Here is a 12942-nt window from a genome sequence, read left to right on the forward strand (position 1 = left end):
CTGTCGCACGGCGAACCGATGCAACGCCGTTGCCGCGGCAACGTACAGCGAAGAAGGTCGCGGGAAAGCATCGTGACGGCGACACGAAATGGTCACGTGCCGCCCTGCCCGTCCCGCCAGTCGAACCCGTTGCGCGTGCACCGGACCAAACGCCGGCCCGCGCGCGCCGCTCAATGCTTGATCGACACCGTCACCTTCGTGCCATCGCTCATCGCGACGGACTTCGAACCGCCGTTGGTCGGGATCGACACCCACTTCACCTGGCTCACCGACACGACGTCCGGACACTGCAGCGACTTGCCGCCGGCCGTCACATTGCGCGTGCCCTTCGGCGCGGCCGCCTGGAAGCTCATCTGCACGTTGGCGACCCCCTTCGCATCGACCGACGGCGCGAGCCGCACCTGGGTCTGGCGCACCATCGCGCCGTTCTCGTCACGCGGCAGGTTGTCTGCGTTCGGGCAGCCGCTCGGCATCGCGACCGCGCCGCTCGGCGGCACCGACTTCCAGTTGAAGTCGTCCGTCTCGCCCGAGCGGATCTTGCGGGTCTCCTGCGTATTGCCGAAGGTCTTCGAGTCGACCTTGACGGTGTATTCGAGCTGTCCCGTACCGCCGCCCTTCAGGCTGCCCTTGACCGGCGGCGCCGCAAATACGCTCGCGCTGACGCACGCCGCCGCGAACACGACCGACCACGATGCGGCGACTGACAAGCTGCGTTGGCTCATGCTGACCTCCTTGTAATGCGGCGGCACGCGCGTGCCGCGCGGTTTTCGATGCATGATGCGCTGCCAGTCTACCGCCAAGCGGCAGGCAATGCGCCGCAAACGCATCGGGTGTTACCCCGCTTGCGTTCGCGACGTCGCAACCATATGTGCGATGCCGGCTCAGAAGCCGCTCAGCACGAGCTTGCCGATCGAGCGCCCGGCCTCGAGCAACTGGTGCGCGCGCCGCAGGTTCGCGGCATTGATCGCGCCGAGCTGCTCGCCGAGCGTCGTGCGCAGCGTGCCGTTGTCGACGAGCCGCGCGACTTCGCCGAGGATCCGGTGCTGCTCGATCATGTCCGGCGTCTCGAACATCGCGCGCGTGAACATGAATTCCCAGTGAAACGCGGCGCTCTTCGCCTTCAGCAGTTCGACCGGCACCGGCTTCTCGTTCTCGACGATCGTGCAGATGCCGCCCTGCGGCCGGATGACTTCCGCAGCGGCAGGGAAATGGCGGTCCGTGTCGTTGAACATCAGCACGTAGTCGACGTTCGGATGCCCGGCCTCGCGCAACTGCGCAGGCAGGTCGCCGAAATGGTCGACCACCGCATCCGCGCCGAGCGCGCGCACCCATTCGGCCGACGCCGGCCGCGACGCGGTCGCGATCACGTGCAGTTGGCCAAGCGCCTTCGCGAGCTGGATCGCGATCGAACCCACGCCGCCCGCGCCGCCGATGATCAACACCGACTTGCCGGCGTCCGCCCCCTGCGGCGACACGCGCAGCCGGTCGAACAGCGCTTCCCATGCGGTCAGCGCGGTCAGCGGCAACGCGGCCGCGGCGGCGAAGTCGAGCGTGCGCGGTTTCAGCGCGGCGATCCGTTCGTCGACCGCATGGAATTCGCTGTTCGCGCCGGGCCGCGCGATGCTGCCCGCATAGAACACTTCGTCGCCGGGCCGGAACAGCGTGACGTCGGCGCCAACCGCGACGACCGTGCCGGCGGCATCCCAGCCGAGCACCCGCGGCGTGTCCTCGACCTGCGGCTTCGGCGAGCGCACCTTGGTATCCACCGGGTTCACGGAAATGGCCTCGACCTTCACGAGCAGGTCGCGCGGGCCCGGCACGGGCTGCGGCAGCTCCACGTCGAGCAAGGCCTGCGGGTCGTCGATCGGCAGATAGCGGGTCAGTCCAACAGCTTTCATTACGAAACTCCTTTCACGGAAACCGGGCGGGCTGCGGCGCAGCCCCATGAACGTCATCGTAGGCAACCCGATCCTTCGAGAAAACCGCTATATTTCCTGAAACATTTTCAGGAATTTCAGAACAATGGCGTCCGATCCGATTCCGGCTCCCGACAAGCCGCTCGACCTGCTCGACGTCGCGCTGTTCGTGCGCGCGGCGCTGCTCGCGAACGTCACCGCGGCCGGGCGCGAATTCGGCGTTTCGGCCGCGGTCGCCAGCGCGCGTATCGCGCAGCTTGAGCGCCAGCTCGGCGCGCGTCTGCTGCACCGCACCACGCGCCGCATCAGCCTCACCCAGGACGGCGAGGTCTTCATGGCGCGCGCCGACGCGCTGCTGTCGGCCGCCGACGCCGCACGCGCATCGGTCGGCCGCGGCCGCAGCGAGCCGTACGGGCGGCTGAAGGTGTCGATGTCGTCGTCGTTCGGCCGCCAGCATGTCGCGCCGGTGATTCCCGCGTTCCTTCGCCGCTATCCGTCCGTGTCGCTCGACCTGCGGCTGTCCGACGAGATCGTCGATCTCGTCGACGACGGCTACGACGTCGCGATCCGCCTCGGCGCGCTGAAGGATTCGACGCTCGTCGCGCGCAAGCTCGCCGTGAACCGCCGTGTGCTGTGCTGCTCGCCCGCGTATCTCGCCGCACGTGGCACGCCGCGCCATCCGGCCGACCTCGCGCAGCACGAATGCGTGATCCTCGGCGACCAGCGCGACTGGTCGTTCGCCACGCCGCAAGGCCCGCTCACCGTGCGGGTAGGCGGCAGGCTCGTCGCGAGCAACGGCGAGGCGATCCGCGAAGCACTCGTCGACGGCTTCGGGATCGCAATCAAGTCGACCTGGGACGTCGGCCCGCTGCTCGCGAGCGGCGCGCTCGTCACGGTGCTCGACGACTATCCGTTCGCGGACGACGTCGCGATCTGGGCCGTCTACCCGAGCCGCGCGCACGTGCCGCTGAAGACGCTCGCGTTCATCGCGTTTCTCGCCGAGCATTTCGGCGATCCGCCGTACTGGGATCGCGCGGACGGGTGACAACCGCCGCGCCGCGCACGGTTTCGTACCGGCCCCGATCGCCGTGCGCGGCCAACCGGCTACAATGGCGCGTTCGCGGCGCAAGGGCCTGAAGCCGAACGGGGCCCGCGTCCGCAGGCGGCCGCCCGTTGGCCGCGCAAGCATTTCATTCGCCTTCCAACCATCCCGCCATGACCCACAATCTCGTCATCCAGAGTCTTGCGCCGCTGTCGGACGCCCATCACAAACCGCTGCTCGCGCTGTCGCGCGGCACCCGCATCGTGCAGACCGACGATCATGCGCTGCGCATCGAAAACGCGAACCCGGCGCAGCGCCTCGACATCGACGCGTACTGCGGCACGCACGCGCTCGACTTCGGGTTCGTCGAGGCCGGCCGCACGCTCGGTGATTTCGGGCTGGCCGTGATGGACATGGATTCGACGCTGATCACGATCGAATGCATCGACGAGATCGCCGATTTCTGCGGGCTGAAAACGCAGGTCGCCGAGATCACCGAAGCGTCGATGCGCGGCGAGATCCGCGACTTCAACGAAAGCCTCACGCGCCGTGTCGCGCTGCTGGCCGGACTCGACGCGCAGGCGCTCGAACGCGTATACGAGGAACGGCTGCAACTGTCGCCGGGGGCCGAGACGATGCTTGCCGGCGTGAAGGCTGCCGGCATGAAGACGCTGCTCGTGTCGGGCGGCTTCACGTTCTTCACCGAGCGGCTGAAGGCCCGCCTCGGCCTCGACTACGCGCATGCGAACACGCTCGAGATCGTCGACGGCAAGCTGACCGGCAAGGTGCTCGGCGAGATCGTCAACGCCGACGTGAAGGCGCGCCTGCTGCGCGAGACGTGCGCGTCGCTCGGCCTTGCGCCGAGCCGCGCGATCGCGATGGGCGACGGGTCGAACGACCTGAAGATGATGGCCGAAGCCGGGCTGTCGGTCGCGTTCCACGCGAAGCCCGTCGTGCGCGACGCGGCGACGGTCGCGTTCGACCACGTCGGCCTCGACGGGCTGCTGCGGCTGTTCTGATACAGCGAGATCGCCAATGAAAACGCCGGCGCGATGTCGCATCGCGCCGGCGTTTCGTTTTTCCGTGGACGTTATCGGCCCGCGGTCAGCCGAGTGCGGCCTGCATCGCGCGCTCGATGTCTGCGCGCAAGTCGGCTTCGTCCTCGAGACCGACATAGAAACGCACCAGCGTGCCGCGATGCGGCCAGTCCGGACGCATCGACGCGACGTCGTAAGGCATCGCGAGGCTGCACGCGCCGCCCCAGCTCCAGCCGATCGCGAACAGTTCGAGCGACTCGACGAAGCGGTCGACCTGCTCCGCGCTGTAGCGCTCGTCGAACACCACCGAGAACAACCCGCCCGCACCCGTGAAGTCGCGCACGAACGATGCGTGCCCCGGGCAGTCGGCGATTTGCGGGTGCAATACCGCCGCGATCTCCGGCCGCGCCTTCAGCCATTGCGCGAGCGCGAGCGCGCTCTTGCTGTGCGCGTCGAAGCGCACCTGCATGCTCGGCAGGCTGCGCAGCACGAGCGAGCAATCGTCGACCGACACGCCGATCCCGCAGCGCATCCGCGCGAGCTTCAGCTTCGCGTGCAGTTCCGCGTCCGCGGTGATCGTCGCGCCCATCAGCACGTCGCTGCCGCCCGACTGGTACTTGGTCAACGCCTGCACCGAGATGTCGACGCCCTGCTCGAACGGCTTGAACGCGAGCCCGGCCGAATAGGTGTTGTCGATCGCGGTGACGATGCCGCGCGCCTTCGCGGCCGTCGTGATCGCCTGCACGTCGGGCACTTCCATCGTCACCGAGCCGGGCGCCTCGATCCAGATCAGCCGCGTGTTCGGCTGGATCAGATCGGCGATGCCGGCGCCGATGAGCGGATCGTAGAAGCGCACGGTAATGCCGAAATCCTTCGCGAGCCAGTTGCCGAAATCGGCGTTCGGCCCGTACACGTTGTGCGGAATCAGCACGTCGTCGCCCGCTTTCACGATCCCGAAATAGACGTTCATGATCGCCGCGAGGCCCGACGGCTGCAGCAGCGCATGCGTGCCGCCCTCGATCTCGGCGAGCCGCTGCGCGAGCGTGAGCGACGTCGGCGTCGCATGCAGCCCGTAGCGCCACTGGTTGTCGTTGTGCCAGACGAGCGCGCGCATCGTCGCGAGATCGGGGAACACGACCGTCGATGCGCGCGCGACCGGCGGCACGAACGAACGGAAGCCTTCCGGAATGACGTCGTCGGGTTGAACGATGCGGGTTTGCAGCGCGCGCTTGGAAGTGGATGCAGTCATGACAGGGAGCCGGGCACAAGGCCGTTCGGTTGCGGAATATGTCGCTAGATTAGCCAAAATCGGCGCATCTGGCCCGGTACAATGCGCGCCGCGCACACCAAGCCAGCGCGGGTTCAGTCGTCGGTGCGCAGATTCACGACACCGCCCACCGTCTCGATTTCCTGCACGCGGCCGTCGCGCACCTGCAGCGCCGCGCGCTTGGCCGGCGCCAGACGTAGCACGACGGGCTGCGGGTCCGATTCGTCCGAGTTCATCCGGTCGGCCTTCAGGTCGCCCGTCGCGTCGAAGCGGCCGACCCACACGCCCGTGATGTTCGTGCCGTCGTTCGACTCCTCGATCTCGAGCGTGTCTCCGTCGCGATCGCCCGCGAGCAGGACGACCTCACCCGTATCGGCGAACTGGTATTCGCCGTGCACGCCTTCCTCGTCCGTCTTCGGCCCGAGATGCACGACAATCGGCCGATCGCCGAGCGAGCCTTCGTAGCGCGGCAGGCGGGAGAATTCGGGATTCGGCCGCAGCGGCCGCGCGGGCGCCGGTTCATCCTGTTGCGCGCCCGGCGCGACGGCCTGCGCCGCGACCGCGCCCGGCATCGCGATGCCCGCCGCCAGCGCGCCTGCGACGACGAGCGCCCGTTGCCATTCCGAATATCGACCCACCTTGCGTTGCTCCTTGCTTCAGATTCGCTCGAAAATCGCGGCGATGCCCTGCCCGCCGCCGATGCACATCGTCACGAGCGCGTAACGGCCGCCGACGCGCTGCAACTCGTACAGTGCCTTGACGGTGATTACCGCGCCCGTCGCGCCGATCGGGTGGCCGAGCGAAATGCCGGACCCGTTCGGATTCACCTTTGCCGGGTCGAGACCCAGTTCCTTCGTCACCGCGCAGGCCTGCGCGGCGAATGCCTCGTTCGCCTCGATCACGTCGAGATCGGCGACCGTCAGCCCCGCGCGTTCGAGCACCTTTTGGGTGGCCGGCACGGGGCCGATCCCCATGTAGGCCGGATCGACGCCCGCGTGCGCATATGCGACGAGGCGCGCGAGCGGCTTCGCGCCGCGCTTGTCGGCCACGCCGCGCTCCATCAGCAGCACCGCGGCCGCCGCGTCGTTGATGCCCGACGCGTTGCCGGCCGTCACCGTGCCGTTCTCCTTCACGAACACGGGCCGCAGCTTCGAGAAGTCATCCAGGCTCGCGTCGTGGCGCACGTGCTCGTCGTGATCGAACACGACCGGCGTGCCCTTCTTCGAGCCGATCAGCTCGACCGGCAGGATCTGCGCGTTGAAGTAGCCGGCCTTCGCCGCATGCGACGCGCGGCGGTGCGATTCGAGCGCGAGCGCATCCTGCGCGTCGCGCGAAATGCCGTACTTCGCCGCGACGTTCTCGGCCGTCACGCCCATGTGGATCGTCTGAAACGGATCGTTCAGCGCGCCGACCATCATGTCGACCGCGCGCATGTCGCCCATGCGCTGCCCGAAGCGCGCAGCCGGGATCGAATACGGCGCGCGGCTCATGTTCTCCGCGCCGCCCGCGATCGCGATGTCCGCGTCGCCGAGCAGCACGCCCTGCGCGGCCGACACGATCGCCTGCAGCCCGGAACCGCACAGCCGGTTGACCGTGAGCGCCGGCGCATGTTGCGCGACGCCGCCGTTGATCGCGGCGACGCGCGCGAGATACATGTCTTTCGGCTCCGTGTGCACGACATTGCCGAACACCACATGGCCGACCTCGTCGCCCGACACCTGCGCACGCTGCAATACTTCGCGCACGACCTTCGCACCGAGCTCGGTCGGCGCGATGTCCTTCAGGCTGCCGCCGAAATCGCCGATCGCGGTACGCACGCCGCTCACCACCACCACTTCACGTTGCATGTTGCCTCCTCATCCTTCTCGTCGAATGAATCGATCGTGCAGGGCCGTGGCCGGCGTGCGTGTTCCGCGTCAGCCTTGCATCAGGCGCTCCACCGCATCGCAGTGCGGAATCGGCGCGACCGCGCCGTAGCCCGTCGTCGACAATGCTGCTGCCGCGTTCGCATAACGCGCCGCCGCGAACGGATCGTCGCCCGCGACGATCCGCGCAACGAATGCGCCGCCGAAACAGTCGCCCGCGCCGGTTGCATCGACGGCCTCGACCGCGAAGCCCGGCACGACGCGCCGCTCGTTCGGCGTCGCCACATAGGCGCCTTCCTTGCCGAGTTTCAGCGCGACGACCTGCGGCCCGTGTTCGAGCATCGCATCGACGATCGCGTCGCGATCGTTCGCGCCCGTGAGCGCCGTGACGTCGTCCCAGCTCGGCAGGCAGATGTCCGTCTGGCGCAGCGCCTCGCGCATCACCGCGCGGGCGCGTGGCAGCGGCCACAGCTTCAGGCGCAGGTTCGTATCGAAGCTGACCTTCGCGCCGTTGCGGCGCACATGGTCGATCGCCGCGAACGCAGCGTCGCACGCGGCCGTGCTGATCGCGAGGCTGATGCCCGACAGGTGCACGGCCTTCGCGGCCGCCAGCACGTCCAGCGGCAGGTCGCCCGCCGCATAGCGGCTCGCCGCGGAGCCCGCGCGCAGATAGTCGAACTGGTGGCCGTCGGCGCCGTGCGTGACGAAATACACGCCGGTCGGCGCCGCGCGGTCGATCCGCACGTACGTCGTATCGACGCGTTCCGCGCGCCACATGTCGGCCAGCAGGCGACCGAACGGATCGTCGCCGATCGCCGACACGAAGCCCGTCGACGCACCCTGGCGCGCCGCGGCGATGCAGAAGTTCGACGTGTCGCCGCCGAAGCCCTGCAGGAATTCGGGCCGGCCCGGCTGCGACTGGTTGAATTCGATCATCGCCTCGCCGAGCGCGAGGATCTCCGGAAATGCGGCGGTCATCGCTTACACCTCGCCCCACAGATCGTGGCCATCGGCGCCCGTGATCTTCACCGACACGAAATCGCCGACCTTGTAGCGTTTCGATGCCTTCGCGGCCGGCTCGACATAGACGACGCCGTCGATCTCCGGCGCATCCGCCGCCGTGCGGCCGATGCCGCCTTCCGCGCTGACTTCGTCGATCAGCACCTTGAGGGTCTTGCCGACCTTGCGCTGGATGCGGTTCGCCGACACTTCCTCGGCGACTTCCATGAAGCGCGCGCGGCGCGCTTCGCGGACGTCATCGGGCAGCGCGCCGTCGAGTTCGTTCGCGGTCGCGCCTTCGACCGGCGAATAAGCGAAGCAGCCGACGCGATCGAGTTCCGCCTCGCGAATGAAGTCGAGCAGCGTTTCGAACTGCGCTTCCGTCTCGCCGGGGAAACCCGCGATGAACGTGCTGCGGATCGTCAGGTCCGGGCAGATCTCGCGCCACTTCTGCACGCGCTCGAGCACCTTCTCGGCGTTCGCCGGACGCTTCATGCGCTTCAGCACTTCCGGGTGCGCGTGCTGGAACGGTACGTCGAGATACGGCAGCACGTGGCCCTTGAACGGACCTTCGGCCATCAGCGGTATCACTTCGTCGACGCTCGGATACGGATACACGTAGTGCAGGCGCACCCACGCGCCGTACTGCGCGGCGAGTTCGCCGAGCGCGGCGACCAGGTCGGTCATGCGCGTCTTGATCGGCTTGCCGTTCCAGAAGCCCGTGCGGTACTTCACGTCGACGCCGTACGCGCTCGTGTCCTGCGAGATCACGAGCAGTTCCTTCACGCCCGACTTGAACAGGTTCTCGGCTTCCAGCATCACTTCGGCGACCGGACGCGACACGAGATCGCCGCGCATCGACGGGATGATGCAGAACGTGCAGCGGTGGTTGCAGCCTTCGGAGATCTTCAGGTACGCGTAGTGGCGCGGCGTGAGCTTGATGCCGGCCGCGGGCACGAGGTCGACGAACGGATCGTGCGGCTTCGGCAGGTGCGAATGCACGGCCTGCATCACTTCGCCTACTGCGTGCGGGCCCGTAACGGCGAGCACCTTCGGATGGACCTCCTCGATCAGGCCAGAGCCGCTCGCGCTCTTCTTCGCGCCGAGGCAGCCGGTGACGATCACCTTGCCGTTCTCGGTCAACGCTTCGCCGATCGCGTCGAGGCTTTCCTGCACGGCTTCGTCGATGAAGCCGCAGGTGTTCACGACGACGAGGTCGGCGCCATCGTAGGTGCCGGAGATTTCATAACCTTCGGCACGCAACTGCGTGATGATTTGTTCGGAGTCGACGAGCGCTTTCGGGCACCCGAGGGATACGAACCCTACTTTGGGGGATTGGGACATCTGGAATGTGGGGGCGTGGCAGCAAAAGCGTGAGTTTACAGCGATTTAGGGTCCAGCGACCCAAAACAGGCAGCCGATGGCGGCATCGATCGCCCGATCGGGCATGGCGCTCGCCGGTGGCCGATCTCGAAGTGGCGCTTGATACGCTCCTTTTGCTTCAAGACAAAGACGTGCCGGCCTGCCATCGTCACCGCGCGGCCCCTCCGCCCCATGACGGCGACGCCCTCGAGCCGCCGTCGAATTGAGGGTCGATCCGGACGCCGGCTGCCGGGATTCCCCCCTGCACAATCTGTCGGCCACAAGAATCGGTACGGATGCGAGCTGCCGCTATGCGAAAATCGCAGCGTCCGCTCTCTCCAATCGACCCAACGGGGCTCGCATGACCACCCACATCACGATCGAATTCACCGAACACGCTGCCGAGACCATCGGCGAGCAAACCAGCACCAGCTTTTCCTATGACCAGGGTGCCCATGTGCCGCAACCCGGCGACTTCGTCGAACTCGATAATTCGCGGCAAACGTTTTTCGTGATCGGCCGCGTGTTTTCGCTCAAGGCCAACTACAGCGCGGTCAAGCTCGTTCTCGACCTGCCACCGTCGGACGATCATCAAGGGTTCGATCCGGAGTCGTGATACCCCCGCTTCCTTGACGGGTCAGGGATTGTAAAAAAGCCCGCCGAAGCGGGCTTGCACGCAATCCGGCGCGTACTCACGGAAACTTCGCCGCCGTCAGACACCGCTCGAACCACTCCGCATCGTCCCCGTCGCCGATCGGCCACATTTCCGCATCGAGTTGCGGCAACCCGGTTGGCGGCGCGGGCGCGCGGTTGTCGCCACCAGACGCTCCCGCACGCGTCCACCTCGATTGTGCCCCGCCGTTATCGCACGCACTCGCATGTGCCTGCCCCTCGCAGAACGCCACCGGTCGCATCTTCCCGCCATCCGCCGCACTCACCGAGCGGTATTGATAAACCGCGCCGGTCGCCCAGTCTTCACTCTGGCTACAGACCCGCGCACGATGCTGCACATGCACCGCGCCGAAACACGCATATGAAACGTGCGCACCACTCGCATCGTCGGGAATGAAATCGCAGTTTGCATCGAAACCGGTCAACGGGCCGCCCGTGTATTTCGCGAGCCACTGGCGCTCGGCCTGCGCTTGCGCAATCAGCCCTTTGCCCGACTGATCGGCCAGCACAGCGGTGCGCCGATCGATGGCCTTGCGCACTTCGTCGACGGCCAGCGGATGGCCATCGTAATCGGCATCGAGACGGTTGTTGCGCGCGCCGATCCAGCGGCGCTGGCTACGCACCAGCATGTTGTGGATCGCAGTGTCCGGCGCGACCTTCAGCGCGCCCGCATAGGCCAAATTCATTCGCGCATCGGCCGCCCGCAGCACGGGGTTCGTGCAGATGCGCTTCTCGATCGATTGCACGGCTTTCGCGCAATCCATCGCAAAGCCCGGAACGGCCAAGCCAACGCCCATCATGAACATCGAAGCAAGACCTGCCAACCGGCCGGCCGACGCCGTTCGAATCCCTTGCATGCTCACTCTCAGTCGGTTTGTTTTTCTCGGCCGCACCGCATCGACGCGGCATCGAACATCTTGTCGCACCCGGGAACCGATACTGCGTTTCGCCAAAGATGGCCCTGCGCGTCGCAGTCCGCGCCGCTTCGGGTACGACAGGCAAACACCCGCGCCGGCACAAACGCACACCATCAGGCGCGGCGCGTCCCGGCTTTCATTCGTATGTGACTGGATCTCGATCGATCGGACAACGGTCATGCCCGCCCCGTTCGGGGTACAGGCTTTCGGTGCCGACGATCATGAACGACCGTCGGCGACATCTTCCGGCAGACGGCAGCCGCGCATCGTTGTGCCGGAGCGCACGCGCGCCGCCGCGGCAGGCCTGCCGCGAAATCGTTACTTCTTCTCCGGCTCCGATTCGCCCGGCTGCTTGAACGGGAACGCGCTTAACATCGACTTCGCCTGGTTCTGCATCTGCTCCTGCATCTGCACGAACATGTTCTTCGACTGCTCGATGTAGCTCGTCATCATCCCTTGCATCATCGGCGCCTGCATGTTCATGAACTGCGACCAGACTTCCGGATTCATTGCGTTGGTGTCGTACAGGTTCTTCGACTGATCCGAGAGCTTGTTCTGGATATCGATGAACGCCTGGATGTTCTTTTCCAGGTACGTGCCCATCATGCCCTGCATCGCGTGACCATAGAAACGGATGATCTGCGACAGCATCGACGACGAGAACATCGGCACACCACCGCTTTCCTCTTCGAGAATGATCTGCAGGAGGATGCTGCGCGTCAGGTCTTCGTTGGATTTCGCATCGACGACCTTGAAATCCTCCTGCTCCAGCACGAGTTGCTTCACGTCGGTGAGCGTAATGTACGTGCTTGTCTCGGTATCGTAGAGCCGGCGGTTCGGGTACTTCTTGATGAGCCGTTCGGCCGTCTTCTTTGTAGTAGTCATGTAACGCCTTTCAGTGCAGCGTAGCGCAAGTGACGAATCCCCGCCGCCCGAATCCGGGAGGCGGGGGCCTTCGGAACACACCCGGCTGCACGGCCACCCGGCCCGCGCAGCCCGGGCGTTCAGCCCATGTGCAGGCCGCCGTTCAGCGAGAAGTCGGCGCCCGTCGCGAAGCCGGAATCGTTCGACGCGAGCCACGCGACGATCGAGCCGATTTCCTCCGGCCCGCCGAGACGCCGCACCGGGATCGTCGCGACGATCTTCTCGAGCACGTCGGGACGGATCGCCTTCACCATGTCGGTGCCGATGTAGCCCGGCGACACGGTGTTGACCGTCACGCCCTTCGTCGCGACTTCCTGTGCGAGCGACATCGAGAAGCCGTGGATGCCGGCCTTCGCGGTCGAGTAGTTGGTCTGGCCGAATTGCCCCTTCTGGCCGTTCACCGACGAGATGTTGATGATCCGGCCCCAGCCGCGCTCCACCATCCCGTCGATCACCTGCTTGGTCACGTTGAACAGGCTCGTCAGGTTGGTGTCGATCACGGCGGTCCAGTCTTCGTGCGTCATCTTGCGGAACACGACGTCGCGCGTAATGCCCGCGTTGTTGACCAGCACGTCGATCTCGCCGACTTCGGCCTTGACCTTGTCGAACGCTTCCTTGGTCGAGTCCCAGTCGCCGACGTTACCTTCCGACGCGATGAAATCGTACCCGAGCGCCTTCTGGGCCTCGATCCATTTCACACGGCGCGGCGAGTTCGGGCCGCAACCCGCGACCACCTTGAAGCCGTCTTTCAACAGACGCTGGCAGATGCTGGTGCCGATGCCGCCCATCCCGCCCGTTACGTACGCAATTCGCTGAGACATAAATCTCACTCCATTTTTTGGTTTCGAGAGCTGCCTGAGGCCCCCTCTGACTTCACGTGGCACCGGCCGAAGCCGCAATCGGCCGGCGCCCGGATTCGGTTCGCTGGTAGCAGACGGCCG

At 66.4% G+C, this 12942-nt stretch carries 13 protein-coding genes; 3 read left to right on the plus strand and 10 right to left on the minus strand.

All coding sequences use genetic code 11. The annotated features are described in order from the left end of the window. Positions 1 to 170: 170 nt before the first annotated feature. Positions 171 to 722 carry a DUF6013 family protein gene (locus CUJ89_RS09925; protein WP_114178568.1) on the minus strand — a complete coding sequence of 184 codons (552 nt, stop codon included), beginning with the start codon at positions 720 to 722 and terminating at the stop codon, positions 171 to 173. A 159-nt stretch (positions 723 to 881) separates the two neighbouring features. Next, positions 882 to 1898, minus strand: coding sequence for a zinc-binding alcohol dehydrogenase family protein (locus CUJ89_RS09930; RefSeq protein WP_114177182.1), 1017 nt, complete (start codon positions 1896 to 1898; stop codon positions 882 to 884). 124 nt (positions 1899 to 2022) lie between these two features. Between CUJ89_RS09930 and CUJ89_RS09935 the strand changes: the two genes are divergently transcribed. Continuing rightward, on the plus strand, positions 2023 to 2961 hold the full coding sequence (locus CUJ89_RS09935; protein ID WP_114177183.1) for a LysR family transcriptional regulator: 939 nt from the start codon (positions 2023 to 2025) through the stop codon (positions 2959 to 2961). 170 nt (positions 2962 to 3131) lie between these two features. Next, the gene (gene serB / locus CUJ89_RS09940; protein WP_114177184.1) at positions 3132 to 3977 is read left to right on the plus strand and encodes a phosphoserine phosphatase SerB; all 846 of its coding nucleotides are present in this window, start codon (positions 3132 to 3134) and stop codon (positions 3975 to 3977) included. A gap of 85 nt (positions 3978 to 4062) precedes the next feature. Here serB and CUJ89_RS09945 read toward each other — a convergent pair whose 3' ends face one another. The 5 genes from CUJ89_RS09945 to rimO form a co-directional block, all read right to left on the minus strand. Beyond that, entirely contained in the window at positions 4063 to 5244 is a 1182-nt protein-coding gene (locus tag CUJ89_RS09945) for a cystathionine beta-lyase (protein ID WP_114177185.1), read from the minus strand. Between the two features lie 113 nt (positions 5245 to 5357). Continuing rightward, positions 5358 to 5900 (minus strand): hypothetical protein, encoded by a 543-nt coding sequence (locus CUJ89_RS09950; protein ID WP_114177186.1) that lies wholly within the window; start codon positions 5898 to 5900, stop codon positions 5358 to 5360. An 18-nt stretch (positions 5901 to 5918) separates the two neighbouring features. After that, a complete protein-coding gene (bktB, locus tag CUJ89_RS09955) occupies positions 5919 to 7109 on the minus strand; it encodes a beta-ketothiolase BktB (RefSeq protein ID WP_114177187.1) in 1191 nt (396 codons plus the stop codon). 69 nt (positions 7110 to 7178) lie between these two features. Further along, positions 7179 to 8105, minus strand: coding sequence for a sugar kinase (locus tag CUJ89_RS09960; RefSeq protein ID WP_114177188.1), 927 nt, complete (start codon positions 8103 to 8105; stop codon positions 7179 to 7181). Positions 8106 to 8108: 3 nt separating this feature from the next. Then, positions 8109 to 9470 (minus strand): 30S ribosomal protein S12 methylthiotransferase RimO, encoded by a 1362-nt coding sequence (rimO, locus tag CUJ89_RS09965; RefSeq protein ID WP_114177189.1) that lies wholly within the window; start codon positions 9468 to 9470, stop codon positions 8109 to 8111. A gap of 379 nt (positions 9471 to 9849) precedes the next feature. Here rimO and CUJ89_RS09970 point away from each other — a divergent pair, with 379 nt between their 5' ends. Then, on the plus strand, positions 9850 to 10104 hold the full coding sequence (locus CUJ89_RS09970; RefSeq protein WP_114177190.1) for a hypothetical protein: 255 nt from the start codon (positions 9850 to 9852) through the stop codon (positions 10102 to 10104). 76 nt (positions 10105 to 10180) lie between these two features. On the opposite strand, the gene CUJ89_RS09975 is transcribed toward CUJ89_RS09970, so the two are convergent. The 3 genes from CUJ89_RS09975 to CUJ89_RS09985 all read right to left on the minus strand — a co-directional run bounded on the left by CUJ89_RS09975 (position 10181) and on the right by CUJ89_RS09985 (position 12822). Continuing rightward, positions 10181 to 11257 (minus strand): lysozyme inhibitor LprI family protein, encoded by a 1077-nt coding sequence (locus CUJ89_RS09975; protein WP_236654883.1) that lies wholly within the window; start codon positions 11255 to 11257, stop codon positions 10181 to 10183. 138 nt (positions 11258 to 11395) lie between these two features. Next, a complete protein-coding gene (gene phaR, locus CUJ89_RS09980) occupies positions 11396 to 11962 on the minus strand; it encodes a polyhydroxyalkanoate synthesis repressor PhaR (protein ID WP_114177192.1) in 567 nt (188 codons plus the stop codon). 119 nt (positions 11963 to 12081) lie between these two features. Continuing rightward, positions 12082 to 12822, minus strand: coding sequence for a 3-ketoacyl-ACP reductase (locus CUJ89_RS09985; protein WP_114177193.1), 741 nt, complete (start codon positions 12820 to 12822; stop codon positions 12082 to 12084). Positions 12823 to 12942 lie beyond the last annotated feature (120 nt).

Source organism: Burkholderia pyrrocinia (assembly GCF_003330765.1).
Classification (GTDB): domain Bacteria; phylum Pseudomonadota; class Gammaproteobacteria; order Burkholderiales; family Burkholderiaceae; genus Burkholderia; species Burkholderia pyrrocinia_B.